At 44.0% G+C, this 24,807-nt stretch carries 18 protein-coding genes; 10 read left to right on the top strand and 8 right to left on the bottom strand.

Annotated elements, in window-relative coordinates:
• Positions 1-13: 13 nt before the first annotated feature.
• Positions 14-1,003 carry a 2-hydroxyacid dehydrogenase gene (locus ACXAH2_RS04380; protein WP_475076948.1) on the bottom strand — a complete coding sequence of 330 codons (990 nt, stop codon included), beginning with the start codon at positions 1,001-1,003 and terminating at the stop codon, positions 14-16.
• A 315-nt stretch (positions 1,004-1,318) separates the two neighbouring features.
• Between ACXAH2_RS04380 and ACXAH2_RS04375 the strand changes: the two genes are divergently transcribed.
• Both ACXAH2_RS04375 and ACXAH2_RS04370 read left to right on the top strand, forming a co-directional pair.
• The gene (locus ACXAH2_RS04375; RefSeq protein ID WP_475076947.1) at positions 1,319-5,665 is read left to right on the top strand and encodes a PAS domain-containing hybrid sensor histidine kinase/response regulator; all 4,347 of its coding nucleotides are present in this window, start codon (positions 1,319-1,321) and stop codon (positions 5,663-5,665) included.
• Between the two features lie 43 nt (positions 5,666-5,708).
• Positions 5,709-7,028, top strand: a complete 1,320-nt coding sequence (locus ACXAH2_RS04370) for a methyl-accepting chemotaxis protein (RefSeq protein ID WP_475076946.1) — start codon at positions 5,709-5,711, stop codon at positions 7,026-7,028.
• 67 nt (positions 7,029-7,095) lie between these two features.
• On the opposite strand, the gene ACXAH2_RS04365 is transcribed toward ACXAH2_RS04370, so the two are convergent.
• The 4 genes from ACXAH2_RS04365 to ACXAH2_RS04350 all read right to left on the bottom strand — a co-directional run bounded on the left by ACXAH2_RS04365 (position 7,096) and on the right by ACXAH2_RS04350 (position 10,588).
• Positions 7,096-7,554, bottom strand: a complete 459-nt coding sequence (locus ACXAH2_RS04365) for a MarR family winged helix-turn-helix transcriptional regulator (RefSeq protein ID WP_475076945.1) — start codon at positions 7,552-7,554, stop codon at positions 7,096-7,098.
• 157 nt (positions 7,555-7,711) lie between these two features.
• Positions 7,712-9,031: a TRAP transporter large permease gene (locus ACXAH2_RS04360; RefSeq protein WP_475076944.1), complete on the bottom strand. Its 1,320-nt coding sequence runs from the start codon at positions 9,029-9,031 to the stop codon at positions 7,712-7,714.
• A complete protein-coding gene (locus ACXAH2_RS04355) occupies positions 9,024-9,527 on the bottom strand; it encodes a TRAP transporter small permease (RefSeq protein WP_475076943.1) in 504 nt (167 codons plus the stop codon). The genes ACXAH2_RS04360 and ACXAH2_RS04355 overlap by 8 nt, the downstream gene beginning before the upstream one ends.
• Before the next feature lie 26 nt (positions 9,528-9,553).
• A complete protein-coding gene (locus ACXAH2_RS04350) occupies positions 9,554-10,588 on the bottom strand; it encodes a TRAP transporter substrate-binding protein (RefSeq protein WP_475076942.1) in 1,035 nt (344 codons plus the stop codon).
• Between the two features lie 281 nt (positions 10,589-10,869).
• Here ACXAH2_RS04350 and ACXAH2_RS04345 point away from each other — a divergent pair, with 281 nt between their 5' ends.
• From ACXAH2_RS04345 to ACXAH2_RS04320, 6 genes are all read left to right on the top strand, one after another.
• Positions 10,870-12,435, top strand: coding sequence for an acyl CoA:acetate/3-ketoacid CoA transferase (locus tag ACXAH2_RS04345; RefSeq protein WP_475076941.1), 1,566 nt, complete (start codon positions 10,870-10,872; stop codon positions 12,433-12,435).
• A gap of 28 nt (positions 12,436-12,463) precedes the next feature.
• Positions 12,464-13,666 carry a thiolase family protein gene (locus ACXAH2_RS04340; protein WP_475076940.1) on the top strand — a complete coding sequence of 401 codons (1,203 nt, stop codon included), beginning with the start codon at positions 12,464-12,466 and terminating at the stop codon, positions 13,664-13,666.
• 201 nt (positions 13,667-13,867) lie between these two features.
• Positions 13,868-14,629: a crotonase/enoyl-CoA hydratase family protein gene (locus ACXAH2_RS04335; protein ID WP_475076939.1), complete on the top strand. Its 762-nt coding sequence runs from the start codon at positions 13,868-13,870 to the stop codon at positions 14,627-14,629.
• Between the two features lie 39 nt (positions 14,630-14,668).
• Complete coding sequence (locus ACXAH2_RS04330; RefSeq protein ID WP_475076938.1) at positions 14,669-15,436, top strand: SDR family NAD(P)-dependent oxidoreductase; 768 nt, start codon at positions 14,669-14,671, stop codon at positions 15,434-15,436.
• A 153-nt stretch (positions 15,437-15,589) separates the two neighbouring features.
• Complete coding sequence (locus tag ACXAH2_RS04325; protein ID WP_475076937.1) at positions 15,590-17,443, top strand: feruloyl-CoA synthase; 1,854 nt, start codon at positions 15,590-15,592, stop codon at positions 17,441-17,443.
• A 1-nt stretch (position 17,444) separates the two neighbouring features.
• The gene (locus ACXAH2_RS04320) at positions 17,445-17,855 is read left to right on the top strand and encodes an acyl-CoA thioesterase (protein ID WP_475076936.1); all 411 of its coding nucleotides are present in this window, start codon (positions 17,445-17,447) and stop codon (positions 17,853-17,855) included.
• A gap of 68 nt (positions 17,856-17,923) precedes the next feature.
• Here the strand turns inward: ACXAH2_RS04320 and ACXAH2_RS04315 are convergent, their stop codons facing one another.
• A complete protein-coding gene (locus ACXAH2_RS04315) occupies positions 17,924-18,046 on the bottom strand; it encodes a hypothetical protein (RefSeq protein WP_475076935.1) in 123 nt (40 codons plus the stop codon).
• A gap of 246 nt (positions 18,047-18,292) precedes the next feature.
• Between ACXAH2_RS04315 and ACXAH2_RS04310 the strand changes: the two genes are divergently transcribed.
• The gene (locus tag ACXAH2_RS04310) at positions 18,293-19,747 is read left to right on the top strand and encodes a TrkH family potassium uptake protein (protein WP_475076934.1); all 1,455 of its coding nucleotides are present in this window, start codon (positions 18,293-18,295) and stop codon (positions 19,745-19,747) included.
• A 98-nt stretch (positions 19,748-19,845) separates the two neighbouring features.
• Here ACXAH2_RS04310 and ACXAH2_RS04305 read toward each other — a convergent pair whose 3' ends face one another.
• Positions 19,846-22,170 (bottom strand): FdhF/YdeP family oxidoreductase, encoded by a 2,325-nt coding sequence (locus ACXAH2_RS04305; RefSeq protein ID WP_475076933.1) that lies wholly within the window; start codon positions 22,168-22,170, stop codon positions 19,846-19,848.
• Positions 22,167-23,000 (bottom strand): formate dehydrogenase accessory sulfurtransferase FdhD, encoded by an 834-nt coding sequence (fdhD, locus tag ACXAH2_RS04300; RefSeq protein ID WP_475076932.1) that lies wholly within the window; start codon positions 22,998-23,000, stop codon positions 22,167-22,169. Before fdhD ends, ACXAH2_RS04305 begins: the two co-directional genes overlap by 4 nt.
• A 402-nt stretch (positions 23,001-23,402) precedes the next feature.
• On the opposite strand from fdhD, the gene ACXAH2_RS04295 reads away from it, so the two are divergent.
• The gene (locus tag ACXAH2_RS04295; protein ID WP_475076931.1) at positions 23,403-24,791 is read left to right on the top strand and encodes a peptidoglycan DD-metalloendopeptidase family protein; all 1,389 of its coding nucleotides are present in this window, start codon (positions 23,403-23,405) and stop codon (positions 24,789-24,791) included.
• Positions 24,792-24,807 lie beyond the last annotated feature (16 nt).

The raw sequence follows: 24,807 nt of genomic DNA, 5'->3' as shown, positions 1-24,807 counted from the left end.
TATGCGGAAAAGGTTAAGCCAGTCGTCGTTGCTGCGGGTTACTTTGTTGGCTCTGTTCTAAGTTCTCTACGGTGGTTTGCGCAATATGGTTTAAGGCAACGTCAGTGAAATACCCTTGATGCCCAGTTACGACGACATTGGGAAAGGTTAGCATAAGCTGGAAAACACTGTCTTGAATGATGTGTGAAGACATATCTTCGAAGAAGATTTTATTTTCTTGCTCATAGACATCTAAGCCTAAATAACCAATTTTGCCACTGTATAAGGCGTCAATGGCTTCTTGAGCGTGAACTAAAGCACCTCGGCTGGTATTGATGATCATAACGCCATCCTTCATTTTGTTTAGACTGTGGTTATCGATAAGGTGGTGGGTAGATTCTGTTAATGGACAATGCAGGCTTATGATGTCACTTTGCTGATATAAGTCATCCAGCGACACATACTCACAACCCATGTCAACCAGCGTATCAGAAGGGTATAAATCATAACATATGACTCGACAGCCAAAGCCTTTCATAATGCGACAAAACGCTACACCGATACGGCCTGTACCAATACAGCCAACGGTTTTGCCTTCTAAATTGAAGCCGAGCAATCCTTCCAAAGCAAAGTTTCCTTCTTTCACCCTATGATAAGCACGATGTGTTTTACGATTTAACGCCATGATAAGCGCAACAGCATGTTCCGCTACCGACGTCGGGCTATAGTCTGGTACATGGAAAACACTGACGCCTTGTTGTTTTGCAGCGGCTAAATCGACGTTATTAAAGCCAGCACAACGTAAAGCGATGGTGTTTACACCTTGTTGTTTAAGTTGCTGAATGACCTTGGCATTAACGTCATCATTCACAAAGCAGGATACGGCCTCAAAGCCTTGCACCAAACTAACGGTTTCTTCACTTAAACGGCTCTCAAAAAAATTCATTTCTAGATTCTTATCTGCAATAAATTCATTTAGGGTGCGTTTATCATAGGGTTTGCATGAGAAAACGGCGACTTTCATAACGGAATTCCTTTTGGTAATAGGTAGGGCTTACTCTATGGTTATAGCGTAAAAATATGCCTTTGTTGGGCGCTGCAGGAGGTTTTGTTGATTTAAGGCAATCTTTTATAAGCAATATTTATGCTTTGAAAGTGATTCAATTTATTTTCTCAGTAAAGGTAACCACAAAAAATAGTCATTTTTTATTGAAGTTAGTCTTAAGGAGGTGAAGAACAAGGCGAAAATCGACTAAAATTGCATTATTGATTTACATTATTAACGGATTTCTCAATGCTAGTTTGCGAGTCTATTGAGGAAATTTACCCGGAGGCAAACGTGCATTCGACTCCTGTCAGAACGGTTTTTAATTCTTGGGTATTCATCACTCTGCTATTGGGCTGTTTGGTCAGCCTTTATGTTACTTACCAAGTACACTTATCTAATCAGCGTATTATTCATCAATCCGCTCAGCAAGCATCTAATACACTTTTACAGCAGGTGATGACTCGTATTCAGCTTTACCAATACGGTTTACGAGGTGCTCGAGGGGTGGTGTTAACGGCTGGTGAATTTGGAGTCAATCGGGATATTTTTCATCGCTATAGTGTGACTCGGGATATTGATGAGGAATTTCCAGGAGCCAATGGTTTTGGTTTTATTCGCCGAGTCTCGCAAGAACAAGAAGCAAGTTATGTGCAGCGCATTCAAAAGACCAGTTGGCCTGAATTCAACATAAAAGCGCTTTCACCTCATGTTAGTGAGCGTTTCATTATTGAATTTGTTGAACCAGTAGCACCAAACCAGCAGGCTATTGGTCTGGACATAGCGTCAGAGGTCAATCGAAGAGAGGCGGCGTTATCGGCCATTTACGACGGCGAAGTGAGGCTAACGGGTCCTATTACGTTAGTACAAGCCAGTGGCAAGACTTTGCAATCGGTATTGATTCTTATGCCAATTTATCGAAGTGGTCAGATACCAAGCTCTATTAAAGAACGCAATGCTGCGGGTTTCGGTTGGAGTTATGCGCCACTGATTATGGAAGATGTGTTATCAGGGTTGAAGATTGATCAAGATAAGATTCAATTTGAATTGTACGATATTACGGATCTGGATGATCAGGTGTGTTTCTACAATAATGGTGAGAAGGGATTAGAAGGTGACTTGTTTTATGCTACTGAAGATATTTATGGTCGTCAGTGGCAAAGTCGATTGCGGGTGACTTCCGCTTTTGTTCAAGACTTACGTCTTCCTGATCCTGCTTTGATATTGATTTTTGGCGGATTAATCACCTTTTTAGCAGCCATTATTGTGGCCATAGTGCGAATTAATCTGGCTAGGCGTAAAGAAGTCGTGGCACATCAGTCTCGACTTGCCGCTGTAGTAGAAAGCTCGGCCGATGGCATCATAGGTTTAAATTTAGACGGTGTTATCCACAGCTGGAATAAAGGCGCAGAGAATATCTTTGGCTATCAAGCAGAGGAAGTGCTTGATCAAACGGCTTTATCCATTTTGGTGCCTGAAGATCACTATGTTGAAGATAAAATGGCTTTTCAACAGGTCCGCCATCATAAAAAAGCCATGTCTTTAGAAAGCAAGATCACAACCAAATTGGGTGCACAGATTCCTGTATCGCTAACGATATCACCTATTTTTGATGCGAATCAGCAAATCGTGGGTATTTCACAGAGTGTACGTGACATATCGGAACGTAAAAAAGCCGAAGCAAAAATTCATGAGTTAAACGTTAGCCTGGAAGATCAAGTGAAAGCTCGTACTTCCGAGTTAGAAGAATTGAATCTACTGCTCAAAGATGTTCTGCAAGCCTCTTCTGAAATCTCCATTGTTGCGACCAATGTGGTGGGCGAGATTACCTTATTTAATAAGGGTGCAGAAAGGATGCTTGGTTATCGTGCCGAAGAAATGTTGGGCCAGATGACGCCTACTGTGTTCCATACTACCGCTGAACTGGATCAACAGCGAGCCGCTATTTTTGAAGAATTTGGCGTCTACTTGTCTGATCCCATGGAAGTTTTAATTTTTAAAGCCAAGCAAAAAAATTATGACAGCCAAGAATGGACCTATGTTCATAAAAATGGCGCCCATATACCGGTATCTCTGGTGGTTACTCAGATGAAAAACACTCGTGGTGATACCATAGGTTTTTTGGGTATGGCGATGGATATTTCTGTGCAAAAGCGTACTCAACAGGCACTTATGGCGGCACGAGATCAATTATTGATTGCTGCTGAAGTTGCGCAACTTGGGGTGTGGAGCTGGGATGTGGAGCAGGATGGCTTGGAGTGGAGCGACATGATGTACGACATTTATGGCTACCCTCGCAGTGTCAAAGAAGAAGGTATCAGTCTGCAAACTTGGCAGGCGAGGTTGCATCCTGAGGATAGAGAAAACACGTTAAATCATTTTTATCAGTCGGTACGCAGCGGCAAACTCTACAATGATGTTTTCCGCATTATCTTACCCGATGATACTGTGCGTTACATTCAAGCTGGTGCTTACATAGAAAAAGATGAACATGGAAATGCGATACGATTAACTGGAGTCAATCAAGACATCACTACAGAGCGTGAACTAGAGACTTGGTTGCGCCATGCCAAGGATGAAGCGGATGCAGCCAGTGCTGCCAAATCTAGCTTTCTTGCCAATATGAGTCATGAAATTCGTACACCAATGAATGCCATTTTAGGCATGTTGCAGTTAGTGAAACGTACCTCTCTTACGGAACAGCAGGATGACTACATCAATAAAGCACACATTTCGGCCAAATCCCTACTTGGCTTAATTAATGATGTGTTGGATTTTTCTAAAGTAGATGCAGGAAAATTGGAGTTAGAGCAAGCGCCTTTTGATGTAGAAGAACTGCTGTGTGAATTATCAACCGTACTTTCCGGGAGCGCTTTAGCGGAAAGTGTGGAGCTGATATTTGACATTGATAAAGACATTCCTGCCTTTTTGATAGGGGATAAGCTGCGTTTACTGCAAGTACTGATTAATCTGTTAAGCAATGCCATCAAATTTACGCAACAAGGCAGCATCACGTTAGAAATCAAATGTAATACAGCGGATACTCAAACAGCTAACTTAGCAATCGCGGTTAAGGATACGGGTATTGGTATTTCAAAAGAAAACTTAGAGTCTATTTTTGAAGTCTTCTCTCAGGCAGAGTCGTCGACGACGCGTCGTTTTGGTGGCACAGGGTTAGGTTTGGTGATTTGTCGTCGATTTGTCGAACTCATGGGCAGTGAGTTGATGGTTGACAGTAAGTTAGGTGAAGGAAGCCGTTTTTATTTTAGTATTGATTTGCCCATTGCAAATGGCATGGATCAAAACAAAAATTCTTTGTTTAACATTGTGGCAAAAGACATCAAGGTGTTGGTGGCTGAAAGTAATCTCGCCTCCCAAATTATTCTCGCTAGGATGGCGCACAATCTAGGCTGGCAGTTGGAAAAAGCGGATGATTTGGATGGCGTTCAGGAGGCTTTAGGTCGAGCCCATAATGAAGGTGAAGCATTTGATGTTATTTTATTGGATGGAAAGTTACTCAATGACACTTCACGAAAGCAATTGCTAGCATTTTATCAGGCAATGGGAGAAGACTTTAAAGTACCCAATTCCATCCTTTTAGTGAATGCCATACAGGCTGCTCAGCAAGGGCTTGATGACTCAACAATACAGTTGTTGAAACCAGTGACGTTGAGTCGCCTATCTGAAACTGTTTATCAATGTCTTACTCATAAAAGCAAGGAGCCTCTTTCATCTCGTGCTTCTGACGGCGTCAAATCACTCGCTGGCTTGCAATTATTGTTAGTGGAAGATAATGAGTTTAATCGACAGGTCGCCACCGAATTATTAACGATGGAAGGTGCACAAGTGGATGTTGCAGAAGGCGGTGCAGAAGGGGTCGCTAAGGTGCTAAATCAGACCACAAATCAGTATGATGTGGTCTTGATGGACATGCAAATGCCTGACATTGATGGTCTTGAAGCCACTCGGGAAATTCGTATGGATACTCGCTTTGATAACTTACCTATCATCGCCATGACTGCCAATGTCTCGATGGATGATCGTCAAGCTTGTCTTGCTGCTGGCATGAATGATCATCTCGGTAAGCCATTGGATATTGAGCAAATCATTCGCTGTATTTTGGCTTTTGTCCCTCATCATAAAGTACTCAATCAAGAAAGATTAAATGGAGACGAGCTCTCTGCTAAGACATCTTCACCTGCCGTATTATTTTCTCAACAGCCTGAATCGAATAGTGAGATGACTGGTGACGCCGCCGTCGTTGAGCATGAAAGTATCGATAGTATTTTGGATCGTTTTGGTGGTAGTCCAGACTTATATTTAAGTGTGATCAATGGTTTTGAAAGCGAAGCAAAATTCTTGATCGAGAATATTCAAGAGGCAGCGCAAAAAGCAGATATAGACACAACTAGAGAAGCCTTACACAGCTTAAAAGGAGCTTGTTTAACCATGGGCTTGTTAGGGTTATCTGGTGTCGTAGGTCAGTTTGAACAAGGGCTTAAACAACAAATAAACTCGTCTTTGGTGTCGGCTTATTTAGCCGATATATTGGCAACGGAATTCGTTATCAAGCTTGAATTTGAAACAGCGCAAATTGTAGAAAAAATAAATAACACAGCGAGACCTTCAATTTACGACTAATCTGAATAACAGTGACTTGACAAAGTGTTATTGGAGATTAGGAATGTTTAACACGAGTTTGAAAAACGACATGGTACAGCTTGAAGCAAGGCTGCATGCACTGAGTCAGATTAAAGACAGTCTCGATCAAGAAATGCTGGTTATGATATTAAGTCCAAATGGAAGAGTGAATCACGTTAATCAAGGTCTTGTAACGGAGTTATCATCATCGGAAAGTTATTTTATAGGTAAAACCATTGCTGAGTTAACGCCTCATTATGCCCGCGATACAGACCATTTTCATGCACTTAATCAGGCAATAAAAGAGGCAAAACATTGGGTGGGGGCCATTGAGTTAGAGAGAGAAGATGGTCAGAAAGCTTGGCTGAGGGGCATATTTCAACCAATATTCAATGTTGAGAAAAAGATTTTATATTGCTCTTTATATTGTAATGACCTTACTCGAACCATTACCAAATCTCGTGAAGATGAAAACATCATCACTGCTCTGCAACGCTCTACCGCAGTGATTGAATTTGATTTGACGGGACACATTTTGAACGCTAATGACCTGTTTCTTAAAGGGATGGGGTATTCTTTGGATCAAATTAAGGGTAAGCATCACCGAATGTTTTGCGATCCTAGCGAAACAGAAAAAGAAGAATATGCTTTGTTCTGGAAACGCTTGGCGCAAGGCCATTTTTCTACTGGTCGGTTCAAACGTGTTGATAGCCGTGGCAATACAGTTTGGCTGGAAGCTTCTTATAATCCAATATCGGATGTGCATGGTAATTTATACAAAGTGGTGAAATTTGCATCCATTATTACGGATGTAGTAAACCATGAAATGGCGGTTTCAGAAGCGGCTGACATTGCATTTACCACGTCTCAACAGACGGATAATACTGCGAGAAAGGGCCGTCAGGTGGTCCAGCATACAGTGGACGTCATGAATCACTTATCGGATCAAATGGCGCAGGCAGCAGATGGTATTTCGGAATTGGATAAGCAGTCTCAGTTGGTGGGTTCTATTATCCAAAGCATTCGCGGGATTGCCGATCAAACTAACTTGCTGGCCTTGAATGCCGCCATCGAAGCGGCGCGTGCAGGTGAGCAAGGACGAGGCTTTGCTGTGGTGGCAGATGAAGTGCGTCAATTAGCTTCTCGAACCAGTGAGGCCACGGAGGAAATTGTGGGGGTGGTAGAGAAAAACCAGACTTTAGCCGATAACGCGGTTGCTTTGATCAATAAAGGTAAAGAACAAGCAGAACAAGGTTTATCCCTTTCGAATGAAGCTGGTGAGGTTATTGTTGAAATTCAAGAAGGGGCTAAGCGAGTCGTGGATGCGGTGAGTCAATTTGCGAATCAGTTTTCCTCGGATTAGCTGTTCTGGGTAATCTTGTAATGAGGGCTTGCGGATAACAAGCCCCTACTTATTTGGTTTGTATCGGCTAATCCCTTGCTAATACGTCTAGGGTTTTTAACAGCCAGTGCACTTCCTTATCGTCTTCCAGACGGTTGGCCATGGCTTGTTCGTGTTCCATCACCCGTTCGCTTATGGTTTTGAAGAAGTCTTTTCCTTGCGTCGTCATGAATAAAGCATACGAACGTCGGTCATTTTTTGCCTGATGACGTTCAATAATGTTCATCTGTTCAAGCTTATCAACCGCCGCTACCATAGCTGATCTATCATTGCCGAGTGCTTGTGCAACGGCAGTTTGAGTTAACCCTGGATTGCGTTCCACAATAGCAATAACGGCAAATAAGCCTGGACTGATGCCTAGGTCTGAACAGACTTCGGAAAATTTGTTGAAAAAATTCATCTGCGCTCGTCTTAGGCGATAACCTACTAGGTTATTTAAAATGCCGAAGTCGATATCTTTATCTGAAGTTTTTATTTCTCGCGACATTCATTTCTCTTTACAGTTTTTTAGATACGAATAATTGTAATATAAACAGCTATTGTTGTGTTATTAAACTGTTTAGTAATTTTATGGGTGGGTGATAAAAAGCAAAAGAAAGCCGACACAAGGTCGGCTTGAAGGTATTTGTTCAACTCTTAGTTAATTAGCCAATTAAATGAACCAGACCAAGAGTAATGCCTGGGAACAAGACCAGAAGTGCTACACGGACAAAGTCCGAAATCAAGAAAGGCACGACCCCTTTGAAACATTCTTTTAGCTTTAAGCTGTCATCAAAGGATTTGATGATAAATACATTCATGCCTACAGGGGGGGTGATTAAGCCCACTTCCACGACAATCAGTGCCAGAATACCAAACCAAATCCCCGCATCCGCGACAGGAATACCAAAATCCATTGCCACTATGATTGGGAAGTAAATAGGAATGGTCAGCAATATCATGGCTAAGCTATCCAAAAAACAACCCATAACTAAGTAGGTTAGTAACATGATGGTTAGAATGGTGTAAGGTGATAGGCCGGAGTTAGTGATAAACTCCACACCCACATCAGGTAAGCGTGATAAGGCAATGAAAACGCTAAATAAGTCCGCCCCTAATACGATAAAGAAAATCATCGCTGAGGAAACGGCGGTTTTCATAAGACACATGAGCAAACCGTCTAAGCGCATTTTACCGTGGGTCAAGGCGAGAATAGCCGTTAAGATAACCCCCACAGAAGCGGCTTCAGTTGGTGTGAAAAAGCCCAAATAAATGCCACCCAATACTATCAAGAAAATGATGGTAATGTGCCACACATCCTTAGTGGATTTGAACTTTTGTGCCCAACTGGTTTTTTCACCGCGAGGACCTGATTCAGGATAGATGCGCACATAAATGGCGATGGCAAGAATGTATCCAGCCGCCGCTAAGAAGCCAGGTACAAAGGCCGCAATGAACATTTTTGAAATGTTTTGCTCTGTTAGCACGGCAAAGATGATTAACACCATGGAAGGAGGAATCAAAATTCCCAAAGTACCACCCGCTGCCAAAGCGCCGGAAGCCAAGCTACCTGAATACTTTAAGCGTTTCATTTCAGGCAAGGCCACTTTACCCATGGTTGAAGCGGTGGCTAACGAGGAGCCACAAATGGCTCCGAATGCAGCACAGCCAGCAATGGCAGCCATAGCAATACCGCCACGTTGACGACCAATCCATGTGTTACAGGTGCGGAACAATTCTGCGGTAATACCAGATCGTGTTGACAGCTCTCCCATTAAGAGGAACAAGGGAACAACGGATAAGTCATAAGTAGAAAACTTAGATACCGGAGCAGTACCGAGGTAATCCAATAAGGCAGGCATGCCACCTATCATCACATAACCAATACCGCCACATACCATCATTGATAGAGCAATTGGAATGCGGATGCTCATTAGCACCATTAGGGCTGCCATCATTAAAAAGGCCAGCTCAATATTACTCATGGTTGCCTCCACGAAGTGTGGTGTACAGTCTATTCAGACCACAAATTCCGCAAAGAATCATACAAATGACTCCGACAGTGAAAGTCCACCATGTAGGAAGTTCCAGTAGCATGGATTGCTCAAGGTATTCTTTCGCCTCAAGACCACTTAAGGTCATGCGGTACGCAAAAGTAAAACAAACAGCAGTAAATAAGGCGTCACTGATGATATCTAAAGTGCGCAAGGTGCTCGGTTTGCAGTGCGCAGTAAAGAGGTCAACAACGACATGGCCTTTTTGCTGATAACATTTGGGTAAGAAGAGGAAAATGGCCATGCCAAGTCCCATTTCTGTAATTTCATAATCGCCGACAATGGATTGTCCAATCAGACTTCGGCCGATAATACTGGCAACCGTAATGATTGCCAGCATTAACATTATGAAACCACCCGTCAATGCGAAGATATTGGCAAGACGCTCTATTAAAAGATGTCTTGAAAACGCCGTATTTTGCATCATGCTTACATTACCTAACTAACGAGAACTTAAAAGTTCTCGTATTTCTCGATCAGTGTTTTTGCTTTTTCCAATAGACGGTTGGCTTCGTAGCCATCGTCATTCATTTCTTCAATCCAATTCTCGGTTACCGGTTGAAGCGTTTCTTTCCAACGATCGAATTCAGCACCTTCTATAATATTGAAGGTATTGCCGTTGTCTACTGCGTCTTTGCGAGCACCGATTTCATAAGCGTCAAATACATCGCCAACAAAGCCTGCTACTGGCACGCCTGAGTTGTCATCAATGACTCTTTGTAAATCTGTAGGTAAGCTATCATAAGCTTTTTTGTTCATTGAGAAGATAAAGAATTGAGTATATAGCCCACGATCCCCTTTAAATTCTGTGTGGTGCGGTGCTAGCTCATGAATTTTTAATGGTTTAACCACTTCATAAGGTAATGCCGTCACATCAATAACGCCTTTTGAAAGGGCACTGGGCATGGTGGGTACAGGCATGAAAACCGTATTGGCATCTAAAATACCAAACGCTTCTGCCATGACTTTATTTGGCGCACGTATTTTCATACCTGCTAGGTCTTCCAGTTTTTTGATGTCTTTGGTGCGTGAATGCAAAGAACCAGGGAAGTGAGTGTGTAGGGCAAGCAATTTGACGTCTTTTAGCTCATCTTGCATCTCGGTTTCAGCGTATTCCTGCAATGCCATACTGGTGATGCGAGCACTTAATGGCATGAAAGGCAGCTCAAATACTGTCGCTTTAGGGAAACGGCCAGGCGTGTAACCACCCACTGTCCAAGACATGTCGACAATACCCTTGCGTGTCTGATCAAACAATTGAGGTGGTTTGCCACCCAGTTGCATGGCAGGGTAGATATCAATATGAATACGTCCATTGGATTCGGCTTCCACCTTGTCTGCCCAAGGTTGCAAGAAGTTGACTTGCGCATTGGAGACTGGGGGAAGCATGTGATGTAGTTTGAAAGTGTATTCAGCTTCTGCAAGTACACTTGTCGAAAGAAGGGTTCCAGCCATTAAAGCCAGAGCTTTTATGTTTAACATTTTCATGATTAGCACCTTATTATTTTTGTGTTGTCCAGTGTCACTATGACCAATGTAACACATTGGTAATCTCATGTGCCTAGTTTGCTCTCGAGACATAAAATCATTTTGGACATAAGCCAAGGCTAATTCAATCATAATGACCATGACTTTTTTGCTTAGCGTATTCAAAAAAAGCAATATGCCATAAAAAAAAGCCGAAAATGTTTGATAATTTAATTGTTGTGCTGTACAACATTTTTATCAGTTAAAGCCGTCATTAGCATAACAATAATATGAGGTTGAATATGACAAAAGTGATTTCTCTTGAGCAAGCCGCAGAACAAATCCAAGATGGTGCGTCGGTCGCTTGGTCAACAGTAGGCATGTCTTACTTCGCAGAGGCGGTAGCCAAAGCCGTCGAACAGCGCTTTGTAAATACTGGCCATCCTAAACAACTGACACTCATCCATGATTGTGGTTGCGGCGATGGTAAAGACGCTGGAATGTCTCATCTAGCCCATCCCAATTTGGTTAAAAGACTGATTTCAGGCCATACAGGACAAGCGCCTAAAATGGCGCAAATGATTACCGATGATGCCATCGAAGCCTATTTGCTACCACAAGGGGTATTGACCACTATGTGGCGTCAAATTGCGGGCAATAAGCCTGGTGTGATCACCAAAATCGGCATGGGGACCTATGTAGATCCGCTGGTCAGTGGCGGCAAGGTTACCAGTAAAACCACAGAGGACTTGGTAAAACGCATTCATATCGAAGACGAAGAGTGGTTGTTGTTTAAAAAGTTTCCTCTCGATGTCGTGGTAATTCGTGCCACAACAGCGGATGAAGATGGCAACTTATCGGTTGAAGAAGAAGCCATGTTGGCGGAAATTTTGCCGATGGCGCAAGCAGCGAAAAACAATGGTGGTATTGTTATTGCTCAGGTGAAGTACATTGCCGAACGTCATTCTCTTCACCCGAAAGAAGTAAAAGTACCTGGTGTACTGGTGGATTATGTAACGGTGGCCCCTGCTGAAGATCACAAACAAACCATCGGCAGTATTTATAACCCTGGCTTGGCGGGCAACGCGCGAGTTCCATTAAACGCTTTACCCATTATGCCATTTAGTGCGCGTAAAGTCATTGCGCGACGCGCAGCCATGGAGCTAGAAGCCAATGTGATGGTGAACCTAGGTATAGGGATGCCAGACGGCGTGGCGGCGATTGCAGCAGAAGAAAAAGTATCACATTTATTTACCTTAACGACTGAGTTGGGGACGTATGGCGGTATTCCTGCTTCTGGTGCGGATTTTGGTGCGGCTTGGAATGCCGATGCCATTATTGAGCATGAGGCACAATTTGATTTTTATGATGGTGGTGGTTTGGACATTGCCTTCTTAGGTTTGGCACAAGCCGATCAACAGGGCAATTTGAATGTCAGCAAGTTTGGTCCCAAAGTGGTTGGGCCGGGTGGTTTCATTAATATTTCTCAAAGCGCTAAGAAAGTGGTGTTCTGTGGCACCTTAGTCAATGGCGCTAAATTGGAGTTTAGTGGAGGTAAGCTGCAGGTTGTCGAAGAAGGCAAGGTGCAGAAATTTGTCGATGCAGTGGACCACATTACCTTTAGTGGTGACGTGGCACGTGCCAACAAACAGCCAGTGGTATTCGTTACCGAGCGCTGCGTATTGGAATTACGTCAAGAAGGCATGGTGTTGACCGAAATTGCGCCGGGTTTGGATCTTGAAAAAGATGTACTGGCTGCGATGTCTTTCCGTCCTATTATTGCTGACGATCTGACCAGCATGCCGGAGGCCATTTTTGCTGAACAATGGGGTGGTTTGAGTGAGATCATGACAGCGCAAGGCCAATAAAAATAACAAACTAATTTGAGGTTTAAGTATGTCTATTAAGAATGTTGAAATTCCATATGGTGCTTATTGGAGTACGCCCTTTACTAAGTGGCAGGGTAGCTTGCAACACTTGCATTCCATGAAATTCGCAGCGCATGTTGCAAAGCAAGAGTTGGCCAACCGTGATATCGATCCAAAGGTGTTTGATTCTGGTGTGTTGGGCATGACCATTAATCAGTACCAATCTTTTAATGGCGCGCCTTGGCCTCTGTATGACATTGGTGCCGTCAATACCGCAGGTCATGCGGTGAACCAAGTGTGTGCAACCAGTGCGCGTGGTTTGTTTGCCGCCGCGTCGGAAATTGTTTGTGGTATGGCCAACGTCTCTTTATTGATGACCGCAGATCGTTGCTCTAATGGCCCGCATATTTATTACCCGAATGCCAAAGGGCCAGCAGGTGCTTCAGAAGATCAGGTGACTTATAACATGATGAATGATTGTGTTGGCGGTCATTCTATGATGCAAACGGGTGAAAATGTGGCAAAGCGTTTTGATATCACTCGTGAAGAGTTGGACGCAGTCACCATTAGACGTTACGAGCAATATCAGGATGCGCTAAAAGACGATCAGGCATTTCAGAAGCGTTACATGACCTTACCTCTGTCCGTGCCAACGGCTAATTTTAAGAAAGAAGATAAGGTCATTTATGGTGATGAAGGGGTCTTTCCAACCACCTTGGAAGGTTTGCAAAAATTAAAACCCATTCAAGAGGGTGGCGTGATCACCTTCGGTAACCAAACCCATCCTGCGGATGGCAATGCGTCAGCCATTTTGTGTCGCTCAGAAGAGGTGGCGAATTTAACCTCTCGTCCAGACATCAAAATTGAACTGCTTGGTTTTGGGCAAGCCCGTGATGATTTGGCTTATATGCCGGCCGCCCCGATAGAGGCAGCAAAACGTGCGTTGACCATTGCAGAAGTCGATATTAAAGACATTAAAGCCATTAAAACTCACAACCCCTTTGCGGTAAATGACGTGGCCTTTGCTAAGGCAATGGCGCTGGATGTGATGACCATGAATAACTATGGTTGTTCCTTGATCTGGGGCCACCCTCAAGGGCCGACTGGTATGCGTGCCATCATAGAATTAATAGAAGAACTGGTATTAAAGGGTGGCGGTTATGGCTTGTTTACTGGTTGCGCAGCGGGTGATACAGGTATGGCTGTGGTCATCAAGGTATCTGACCGTTAGGTGTTTGCCGTGGACTTGATGTTTCCCTAAGTTCACGGCTTTTTTCATTCAATTAAGATGCAAGGTATCGAAAAAATAGAATTTCAATTTGTTGTAATTGACATTTGTTTATATATACAACTATTATTTCTTTAAACTAAATATCTGGCGTTTGAGTGTTGAGCTAACGCTTGGCCTATAAACATAACAATAGAGGCTTATATGACTCCTTACGAATTTATTAAATTTTCTGTCGATAATGGTGTTGGCCATTTAGAGCTGAATCGCCCGGAAAAAAAGAATGCGATTAATGACAGCTTATGTCTAGAAATTGAGCACGTCTTTTTAAACCTCAGTGATGATGTCAATGTCATCGTTCTTTCTGGTAATGGTCCCGAATTTTGTTCCGGCTTGGACTTGCGAGAGCACAAGGCTCGTGAACCTTTTGAAGTGGTGAAGCATTCGCAAATGTGGCATCGCGTATTTGGCCACATTCGTGATTCCGGCACACCAGTGGTCGCTGCCATGCATGGTGCTGTCATAGGAGGTGGTTTGGAATTGGCCATCTGTGCGCATGTGCGCGTGACTGAGGAAAATACTTTTTATCGTTTACCTGAAGGCAAGCATGGCATTTTTGTTGGCGGTGGCGCTTCTGTTAACGTGGCCAATGTTATCGGAGCCAGTCGCATGACGGAAATGATGCTAACTGGACGTGATGTGGATGCCGAAGAAGGGTATCGCATTGGCTTAGGTCATTATGTGGTAGCGACGGGCGAAGCATTAAATAAAGCGTTCGATATCGCCAAAGGCATTAACAAAAACTCCAAATACTCTAACTGGGCAATGACTACGGGACTCAGTCGTATCAATAACATGGCGGGCCAAGAGGGTCTGTACACGGAATCATTGATCTGCGGTATTACGCAAACCAGTGAAGAAGTGAAAGCCCGTATTGATGCTTTTTTGAATCGTAAAAAATCCTAGTTATCCATCTCTAGAGTAGAGTGAAATTGAGGTGTTGTTATGCAAATCCAAGGTAAACATTTTATTGTCACGGGCTCGGCTTCTGGTATTGGTGAAGCGGTAGCGCGTCGTCTCATGTCGTTAGGCGCAAAAATAACGTTGGCGGATGTCAACGAATCGGGTTTACAGCGTGTCCAAGCCGACTTGGGTGGACAGGCGCAAGCTTGTGTTACCGATATTGCTGATGAAGTATCGGTACAACAAACGGTAGATCAAGCGGTGGCAAAATTTGGTGCCATTGATGGCTTGGTGAACTGTGCCGGTATTCCCGGTGCGGAGCGAGTGGTGGGACGTGAAGGCCCTCATAGATTGGCAAGTTTCCAACGCGCTGTGTCGGTCAACCTGATTGGTACTTTTAATATGATTCGCTTAGTGGCGGACAAGATGCAACACAATCAGCAAGCCGATAATTTAGAGCGGGGCGTGATTATTAACACGGCATCGGTTGCCGCTTTTGACGGACAAATTGGTCAAGCTGGCTATGCCGCTTCAAAAGGCGGCGTGTGTGCTATGACTCTGCCTATCGCACGAGAATTAGCTCGCTTTGGTATTCGTGTCATGACCATTGCACCGGGTTTGTTTAAAACCCCAATGATGGATGTGCTGCCAGAAGAAGTGCAAAAATCTCTGGGGGAATCCGTGCCATTTCCACCTCGTTTAGGGGAGCCTGACGAATACGCTAGCTTGGCTCAACACATCATTGAGAACAGTATGTTGAATGGCGAAGTCATTCGTTTGGACGGTGCAATTCGTATGGCGGCCAAATAACTGGCCCCTCGACTTAAGTCTGGCGACAGAGACATGCGTAGACTTAAGTCATCGAGAGAATAACAATAATAGCGTTAGTGACAAGGTCATTAGCGACTCAAAAATAAAACTTAAACCACATAAAAACAAACAAGGTGGTTTTAGGAGCAGAACATGAGTGTTGGATTTCATCCTATTAAAGTCGTTGCGCATCCCATCGAATTAATTAAGCGCGAGGATGGCGTAAAGATAGTAAACAGTCAAAAGCCATTGGATGATTTTGCCCGTTGTTGGACAGATCAATTAGCGTACTGGGCACAACAAGCACCAGACAGGGTGTTTGTTGCCCAGCGTGATACGCAAGGTGAATGGGATAAGATTACCTATTCGGATGCTGTGTTGCGGGCCAAGAAGTTGGCTTCTTGGTTGCTTACCCAACCCGTCTCGACCGAACATCCCATTGTTTTTTTATGTGGTAACAGTGCTGAACATCTTATGTTGGCTTTGGCTGGCATGTATGTGGGCATTGCTCACTCGCCTTTGTCTCCTGCCTATTCATTGATTGCTACCGATTACGCTAAATTGCAAGGCATCATGGACATACTGACGCCAGGTCTTATTGTCGTGGATGAATTAGCGCCCTATGAAAAAGCCATTAAAGCCGTTTGTCAGGGCGAGACCACGCCAGTATTGGTATTAAAAGGCGACACGCAGGCACAGCAAATCAATAATCCTACCGTGTCTTATCAAGACTGTATGGCGCACGCTATTTCTCCGCAGATTGAGATTGAGAATAGCAAGGTCAATGGCGATACCATTGCGAAAATTCTTTTCACTTCAGGTACTACGGGTATGCCGAAAGGCGTTATCAACACTCAGCGAATGATCTGCGCCAATCAGGTGATGATTCATCAAGTGATGCAATTCCTAAAAGATCAGCCACCCATCATGGTGGATTGGTTACCTTGGAATCATACTTTTGGTGGTAACCATAATATTGGTATAGCACTTTACAATGGCGGTAGCTTGTATCTCGACGATGGTAAGCCAACAGAGAAGCTGTTTGATAAAACCTTGAAAAATTTGTCGGAAATTTCGCCAACTGTGTATTTTAATGTTCCCAAAGGGTTTGAGTTGTTAGTGAAAAAACTCAAAGAGGACGACCAATTTGCACAAAAATTCTTTTCCCGTTTGCAGTTTACCTTTTTTGCCGCTGCGGGCTTAGCACAACATATTTGGGATGATTTAGACGCCTTAGCCATTCAATATACGGGCAAAAAAATCCCTATGCTTACAGGTTTAGGCTGTACTGAAACGGCACCATCGGCAACCTTTGCGTCGGTTGAAGAATCCACTTCTGGTGTGATTGGCGTGCCAGCGCCTGGGGTATCGATTAAATTGATACCTAATCAAGGAAAGTTGGAAGCCAGAGTGAAAGCGGTGACCGTTATGCCGGGCTATTGGCGTCAACCTGAGCTGACCGCAAAGGCGTTTGATGAAGAAGGCTATTATTGTTTAGGCGATGCCTTTGCTTTCTTAGATGAAACACAACCAGAGCGTGGCTTTCGTTTTGATGGTCGAGTATCAGAGGATTTTAAACTCGATAGTGGTACCTGGGTCAGTGCGGGAACCTTGCGAGCTAAGTTTATTAGTGCATTAGCGCCTTTTGCTCAGGATGTAGTGTTATGCGGAACCAACCGAGGTTACATCACAGCTATGGTGTTTCCTGATTGGGCGCACTGCAAAGCCATCTTGCCTCACGATGTGGTGGAATCCAATGAAGAAGTGATAGCGCATCAAGTGGTACGCGAGGCTTTCCATCAGAAAATGCAAGAAGCTGCGGCGCAAAGCACAGGCAGTTCCACTTTGGTGAAGCGCATTATACTACAGGCAACACCAGCCAGTATTGATGCTCATGAAATCACCGATAAGGGGTCTTTGAATCAACGTGCGGTGCAATCTCATCGTGAGGATCAAGTGGAACTCTTATATCAAGAGCCGATAGCGCAACAAGTGATCAGTCTCTAAGATGTTTAAAAATGAGCGAGAAATACGCATTGAATGGGGGGATTGTGACCCAGCGGATATCGTATTTTATCCGCGTTACTTCGCCTTCTTCGATGCCTCAACTGGTGAGTTATTCCATGCCATGGGATATCCTCTGAGTTGTATTCGAGAAACAGCGCATTGTGTGGGCTTTCCTATGGTGGATACTCGATCACAGTTTTACAAAGCGTCTAAGTATGGTGATGTGGTAAGTATTGAAAGTGAGTTCACAGAAATTGGTAGGGCCAGCTTTTGCGTTCAACATCGCCTGTTTAATCAAGGTGATTTGGCGGTTGAATGTGCTGAAAAACGTGTTTGGGCATGTGTAAATGAACAAGGAAAGTTACAAGCTCAGGCCATTCCGGATGATATTCGAAGCTTGATGTTGTGTTAAAAGCTTTATCAATTTATAAAGCCAAATGTGAGGGAGCATTCGGCTTTTCTGAAAATTTTGTCTGACCACTATTTAGATCGAGTTTGTTCGCACAATTCGATAATTCGTTTGCCACTGATAACCAAAAAACTGCCTACCGTAATGGCCAGTGCAGTGAGATGAACAACATCATCCAATAAAAGCATATCCATATTGTGCTCCTCCAGTTGACTTTATCTAATTATTGTTTGATTAATAAAAGCACAATCTTTGTGTGGTGTCCATATTACTTGCACTATCGTACGCTTTTAACCAAGCTATTTTCATATTTGGTCTGCGGGTTACCCTTTTCATTGCCTTATAGTTAGAGGCATGGAAAAGCGTTGTCCTCATCTGTCAATGCGGGCGTTCAGGGAAATACGCTCTTTAACCTAATGAAACACAAGGCCATGATGTAAATGATTCGTCCGCTGTTGATTATTCGTCTCTTAACCATGCCTTGCTTATGGATGAGTTTGGTGCAGTTTGTCTTTGCCGAGTTGTCTTTTATGTTTTTTAAAGACGGCGTCGGTCGTGACTTTGCGGTGCCTGCGGTGCTGACCTTTTGTTGTGCTATGCCGTTACTCTTTGCTTTTAAAAAATACCCTTTGCCATCGGTAAATGTTCGTGAAGCTATGTTGTTTGCTTCTTTGACTTGGTGTGCTGTTGGTGTATTAGGGGCTATCCCCATTATTCATGTAACTCAAGTGTCTTTTACCGATGGGGTATTTGAATCCATCAGTGCGCTAACGACTACTGGGGCGACCATTTTATCTGGCCTGGATGAGTTGCCACCAAGCTTTTTGATGTATCGGCAATTTCTACAATGGATGGGGGGCTTAGGAGTAGTCATCTTTGTGGTGGCTATTCTCCCCATGTTAAACATAGGGGGAATGCGTTTGTTAAAAGCAGAGACCCCTGGCCCAATTAAAGATGATAAGTTATCGCCACGAGTATCCAGTACCACACGTTATTTATGGATGGTGTATGTGGCTATTACTCTGCTGTGCGCCATGTCTTATTATTTGGCTGGTATGACTGTGTTTGACGCCATAGGACACAGTTTTACGACGGTTTCTACGGGTGGTTTTTCTACTCATGATGCCAGTATGGGTTATTTCAATAGTTCGCTTATACTGTGGATTTGCAATCTTTTTATGTTACTTGGGGCCATTAACTTTGCGTTGCATTATCGAGTTTTCCTAGCTCGTGCTATCAAGCTGTATTGGCAAGATGAGGAAACCCATGCCTTTTTGATTATTGTCGCGCTGGTGGCTTTGTTGTTAGCTGTGTTTCTCTACCAAACGCAGGCAGAACTGGGAAATTGGAACGCCTTAACGCAAGCTTTTTTTCATGTGATTTCGTTTATTACCAGTACTGGGTTTGCCGCCACGGACTTTGGTTCGTGGCCTGCTGTTACCTCTATTGTGTTGATTTTTATTGGTTACATAGGCGGTTGTGCTGGTTCGACGGCGGGTGGCAATAAGGTCATTCGCAATGTTATTTCCTTGAAGTCCATCAGTTTAGAAATTAAGCGCTTGGTGCACCCTAATGGGGTTTTTACTATGAAGTTTCAAGGCCGGCATATCAGCGACGATATTCGTCATTCTATCATGGGCTTTATGTGTGTGGCGGCTATTGTCACCTTGGTGTTTACCTTATTATTAATGGCAACAGGAATGAGCTTTATGGCTTCCCTGAGTGCGACTGCCGCTTGTTTAAATGTACTAGGGCCAGGCTTTGCTGAGTTAGGTAATAACTTTGCACCACTCAGCGACACTGGAACCTGGCTAATGAGTTTTGCCATGATACTAGGCCGCCTAGAGTATTTTACCGTGTTGGTGCTGTTTTTGCCTGCCATGTGGCGCCATTAACTCTTATGTCCATGTGGCGTCATTATTAAAGAGCGACGCCACATGGCTCAGCATTAAGCGCTAAATAATAAAGCGCTCAGCAATAAAGTGATTGGGCATTAGAGTGAGGTGATTTCCAGTTCCGCTTGGTTTTCACTGAGCTCCAATTCTACCGCTATGCTTTTTGAGGTTGGCGTATGGCTAAACTCCCCATGGCTGTCTAACGGTACCAAAGGATTGGTTTCTGGGTAATAGGCAGCTAAATTACCAGCTGGAATGCTGTAAGGTACCAGCTTAAAACCCTCTACTTTTCGTTCTATGCCGTCGTTCCAAATCGAGCGAATGGCGACTTTTTGTCCTTCTTTAAAACCCAGTCTTTGTATGTCGGCAGGGTTAATAAAGATCACATTGCGCTCGTTTTTTATGCCTCGATAGCGATCGTTTAAGCCGTATATGGTGGTGTTGTACTGATCGTGAGAGCGCAAGGTTTGCAAAATGAAGCTGCGCTCAGTGAGCAGTCCTTTTGTCTGCTTAGGTAAAATAGACTCAGGCAATGTGTGACTATGGATTATGGCTTTTCCAGCGGGTGTTTTCCAATGTCGATCGCGAGCACTGTTGCCTAGATAAAAACCGCCATCTTGTAAAATGCGTTGATTGAAGTCAGCAAAGCCAGGCACCACGGCGGCAATGTGCTCACGAATTAGGTCATAATCCGCAATCTGTGCTTGCCAATCTACTGGGTGTTTGCCTAATGTCGCTTCGGCCATGCCTGCTATGATGGCCGGTTCCGATTTCTGTAAATCGCTCATGGGCTCTAACACACCGCCTGAAGCATGAATCATGCTGAAAGAGTCTTCTACTGTGACTTTTTGTTGGCCATTGGCTTGATGATCAATGTCAGTACGACCAAGGCAAGGTAAAATCAAAGCCTCTTTGCCTGTTACCAGATGAGAGCGGTTTAACTTGGTACTGATTTGTACGGTTAACTGACACGCTTCTAAAGCCTGCGCTGTCGCTTGGGTGTCTGGTGTGGCGGCGGCGAAATTACCGCCCAAGGCGATAAAGACGTTAACTTTACCTTGTTGCATAGCGCGGATGGTATCGACCACCGCCAACCCTTCTTGTTTTGGCGGAGTAAACTGAAAGCGTTGCTCCAACGCCTGTAAAAATGCCTCGCTGGGTCTTTCGTTTATGCCCATAGTACGATCGCCTTGCACATTACTGTGACCTCGTACTGGACAAGCGCCTGCGCCTGTTTTACCGAAGTTCCCCTTCAAGGCTAATAGATTGACGATTTCGTGAATGGTGGCAACCGAGTGATGATGCTGCGTGATGCCCATCGCCCAAGTGATAATACTGCTGTCTGCTTTTGCATAGACGTTTGCAGCTTGTTCTATTTGTTCTCGGCTCAGCCCTGATTGTTCAATAATGCTGGACCAAGATGTTTGTTTTACTTGCTCAAGGTAGGCGTCCATTCCTTGGGTATGTTGTGCAATGAAATCATGATCGAAAACCGCTTTCCCCGCTTGTTGAGCAGCTTCTTCTAGCTCGATCAGTACTTTCACCATGCCACGAACAACCGCCATGTCGCCACCAATTTTAGGCGTGTAATAGGCCGTGTTGGTTGGTTTGGACGAGTTGGTGAGCATCTCGATTGGACTTTGTGGATTTTGAAAACGCTCAAGTCCACGCTCTTTTAGTGTGTTGAAGGTGTGTAGCTCAGCACCGCGCTGGACTACTTCTTTGAGGGTTTCCAACATGCGAGGGTGATTGGTGCCAGGGTTTTGGCCAAATACAAAAACCGCATCAGCTTTTTCGAAATCGTCAATTTCAATCGTTCCTTTACCAATGCCGATACTGCTGGTGAGAGCATAGCCGCTGGCTTCATGACACATATTCGAACAATCTGGGAAGTTATTAGTACCGTAGGCGCGAGCAAATAACTGATACAAGAATGCGGCTTCATTGCTGGCACGACCTGAGGTATAAAAAGCCACATTATCGGGGGAAGACTGTTGCTTGAGTGTATCGGCAATCCGTTTAAATGCATCTGACCAAGTAATGCTTTCATAGTGATCGGTAGACGGGTTATAACGCATAGGCTCGGTCAAGCGACCTTGATATTCTAAAAAGTAATCGCTTTGGGTTTTGAGCCAGCTGACGGAATGCTGGGCCATAAAATTCGCGTCTACTTTGCGGGATGTCGCTTCCCAGTTCACTGCTTTAGCACCATTTTCACAAAAACGAATTTTGGCTGGATCGTGCTTTTCACCCCATGCGCAACCAGGGCAATCGAAACCATGGGGTTGATTGGTTTTAAGTAGGGTAAAAATATTGCGCGTGGCATTTTCACTTTTTAACCAATGTTGTGCAGTACTTTTTAATGCACCCCAACCGCCGGCCGGACCTTTATACGGAGTGAAGCGCTGTGTTTTATTTGTCATACTAAATTGTCCTTTCTATTGGCCGGTGTGAAGAAGCGAGGAGCATCTTGTTTGGGTAAATGAATCAGCGTAAGGCCATAATCTTGCGCTAAATTTACCGCTAGTTGACTGGGAGAAGCAAGATGAATCAGGGTAGAGAGCCCAGCCTTGACTGCTTTAAGAATTAGCTCAGTGCTACAGCGACTGGACATGACCACAGAATGTTGGTGCAAATTGATCGATGCTTGCGCTGCATGTCCTATTATTTTATCTAAACAATTGTGGCGACCTATGTCTTCTAGGCAGCAAAGAATATTACCTTGCGGATCCAATAATAGAGCCGCATGTAAGGCTCCGGTACGTTGTCCTAAATGTTGCGCGGAAAAGACCCGGTCTCGCAAACCCTTGAGAAAAGAAAAATCCACTAAAGTGCTTGGGGTTAACTTGGCTAAGGTTGGAAAAGCCTGTTGTAGGGATTCTTTGCCACACAAACCGCAACCACTGGCACCAAGGTGGGCTTTACGGTTTTGTTTGTAGTCATTGAAACGTCGCGGGCTGATCTGAATATTGATATTCAATGCTTTGATGCCATTCGCTGTCATTTCTTCTTCAAACTGAATGTCACGTATGTCTTGCAGGCTTTCGATAATACCTTCACTGATAGCAAAACCTAAGGCAAATTCCTCAATCTGAATGGGTGTCGCCATAATGACAGCATGAGTGATGCCTTGAATGCTGAGACAGATGGGTAATTCTTCTACCAAGTCCACACAGGTGGATGCATTGACTTCCCCAAGATGGTGATATGGCGTTGCATGAAAGCCTTGGTAGGCAAATTCATCGAGTGACATGAGAGACTTTATCCAGCGTGTTTAAACGTTTCATAGTACGTAGGCTTATTTGCTGCGTCTAGAAATTTTGCATGGAAATACTGTGAAATTAAAAAACATGTTTTGATCTGGTTCAGCGGCATTTGATTGATAGAATGATAGGTGTTTCTTTGTACAGTGAAATGCCGTATTCTAGCGTCCCGATAAATAGCGACGTTATTTTTGTATGGTTTTTGTAAGAAATTACTCAAATCCGGCATTAAGCATGATTATTACGCACTATTAGTAGCCAGTATTGTAAAACATAAGACAAAGTAGCGAGTATCCGGTTAATATTTCTTAGTTTAAGAATGAAGAACACTATCCTAGTGGTGAATATTTTGTAGGGCGACTGGCTGCCCATATTTCTAAATGAGTTTATTTATGCTTTTTTTTAAACGCATGCTGAATTGGTGTTTTCAAGGTCAGCGTGCATGGCTCGCCTCAATAGTAGCCGTTTTTTTATTGTTTTTATGGGTCTACAAAGCCTTAGTATTGCCAACAGCAAGGCCAACACAGCAATTTGTCTTGCCTAATGAAACCGCTGTTACCAGCATTCGACGTCACGATATTGAAGTCACTAAACCTGAGCAGGACTTTGATGGGTTGCTTTCAACGGACCCAATACAAAACGTTGAGCAAGCAGATATAACACCAGCCAGCATTGAGTACATTATTCAATCGGGTGATACCCTGGCAAAAATCTTCAATCGGTTTGGTTTATCCAAAGAATCCATGTACGCCGTACTTGAAGCGGATCAAGAATACTTGGTGTTAGAGCCGCTTTTGCCAAAAGATAAATTCACTTTTAAATTAGATGAGAATGGCCAACTAGAGCGTTTAACCAGACGTCTCGACATCAGCAAAAGTGTTTCTTTCGTGCGTCATGACAGTGGCGGTTTTATTTACGAAGAACAGGTTAAGCCAGTTACCTACACGCAAACCAGTATTCACAGTAAAATAGTGGGCAATTTCTATTTGTCGGCCAAGAAGCTAGGTTTGTCGGATAACAATATTTTGATTATTCATGATGTACTGAAAGGTCGAGTGAATTTTCGTAAGGACTTGCGCGCCAATGATGAGTTCGATTTGATTGTCAAAAATGGCAGTATTGATGGCGTCCAAGTGGGTGATACACAGATTGAAGCTCTGCAATTTGTGGTGCAAGGCAAAACCTACCGTGCCTTCTTGCACACGGATGGGCGCTTCTACGATCAGGACGGTAATAGTTTGACGCCAGCTTTGTTGCGTTGGCCAACCTCACAACATTACCGAATTAGTTCCCCCTTCAACGCCAATCGATTACACCCAATTACTGGCCATCTTGCGCCGCATAATGGTGTGGATTTAGCCACCCCTGTGGGCACCAGAATACTGGCAACGGGGGATGGTGTTGTGACTCGGGTGGCCAGTCATAAATATGCGGGCAAATACCTAGTGATTGATTACACCGGTCCATATGGCGCGCGTTTTTTACATCTAAGCAAGATTTTGGTCAAAAAAGGTCAGAAGGTGAAACGAGGTCAGGTGATTGCGTTATCGGGTAACACTGGCCGTACGACGGGAGCGCATTTGCATTATGAACTGCACGTTCGTGGTCGCCCTGTTAACCCGATGACAGCCAAAATTCCCACCGCGCAATCGGTTCCCAGTGATCAAATGGCCGAATACGAAGCCAACGTAGCGCGCTGGATTGATATGATGAGCCATCCTAACCCTGGGACTGGTGCTTTAAGCGCGACCAAAAGTACTCAGGATTCTGATCGGGTATAAAACGCCTGACTCAAGT

The organism is Marinomonas sp. ABL3_031 (genome assembly GCF_056161265.1).
The sequence above is the reverse complement of the archived record's forward strand: the minus strand, read 5'-3'. Positions and strand labels throughout refer to the sequence as shown.

What these genes read in the sequence shown, in the direction of transcription:
- ACXAH2_RS04370 (WP_475076946.1), top strand. Translation starts at nt 5,709, where the DNA reads ATGTTTAACACGAGTTTGAAAAACGACATGGTACAGCTTGAAGCAAGG.
- ACXAH2_RS04345 (WP_475076941.1), top strand. Translation starts at nt 10,870, where the DNA reads ATGACAAAAGTGATTTCTCTTGAGCAAGCCGCAGAACAAATCCAAGAT.
- ACXAH2_RS04315 (WP_475076935.1), bottom strand. Translation starts at nt 18,046, where the DNA reads ATGGATATGCTTTTATTGGATGATGTTGTTCATCTCACTGCACTGGCC.
- ACXAH2_RS04350 (WP_475076942.1), bottom strand. Translation starts at nt 10,588, where the DNA reads ATGAAAATGTTAAACATAAAAGCTCTGGCTTTAATGGCTGGAACCCTT.
- ACXAH2_RS04310 (WP_475076934.1), top strand. Translation starts at nt 18,293, where the DNA reads ATGATTCGTCCGCTGTTGATTATTCGTCTCTTAACCATGCCTTGCTTA.
- ACXAH2_RS04295 (WP_475076931.1), top strand. Translation starts at nt 23,403, where the DNA reads ATGCTTTTTTTTAAACGCATGCTGAATTGGTGTTTTCAAGGTCAGCGT.
- ACXAH2_RS04335 (WP_475076939.1), top strand. Translation starts at nt 13,868, where the DNA reads ATGACTCCTTACGAATTTATTAAATTTTCTGTCGATAATGGTGTTGGC.
- ACXAH2_RS04305 (WP_475076933.1), bottom strand. Translation starts at nt 22,170, where the DNA reads ATGACAAATAAAACACAGCGCTTCACTCCGTATAAAGGTCCGGCCGGC.
- ACXAH2_RS04325 (WP_475076937.1), top strand. Translation starts at nt 15,590, where the DNA reads ATGAGTGTTGGATTTCATCCTATTAAAGTCGTTGCGCATCCCATCGAA.
- ACXAH2_RS04355 (WP_475076943.1), bottom strand. Translation starts at nt 9,527, where the DNA reads ATGATGCAAAATACGGCGTTTTCAAGACATCTTTTAATAGAGCGTCTT.
- fdhD (WP_475076932.1), bottom strand. Translation starts at nt 23,000, where the DNA reads ATGTCACTCGATGAATTTGCCTACCAAGGCTTTCATGCAACGCCATAT.
- ACXAH2_RS04320 (WP_475076936.1), top strand. Translation starts at nt 17,445, where the DNA reads ATGTTTAAAAATGAGCGAGAAATACGCATTGAATGGGGGGATTGTGAC.
- ACXAH2_RS04330 (WP_475076938.1), top strand. Translation starts at nt 14,669, where the DNA reads ATGCAAATCCAAGGTAAACATTTTATTGTCACGGGCTCGGCTTCTGGT.
- ACXAH2_RS04380 (WP_475076948.1), bottom strand. Translation starts at nt 1,003, where the DNA reads ATGAAAGTCGCCGTTTTCTCATGCAAACCCTATGATAAACGCACCCTA.
- ACXAH2_RS04365 (WP_475076945.1), bottom strand. Translation starts at nt 7,554, where the DNA reads ATGTCGCGAGAAATAAAAACTTCAGATAAAGATATCGACTTCGGCATT.
- ACXAH2_RS04360 (WP_475076944.1), bottom strand. Translation starts at nt 9,031, where the DNA reads ATGAGTAATATTGAGCTGGCCTTTTTAATGATGGCAGCCCTAATGGTG.
- ACXAH2_RS04340 (WP_475076940.1), top strand. Translation starts at nt 12,464, where the DNA reads ATGTCTATTAAGAATGTTGAAATTCCATATGGTGCTTATTGGAGTACG.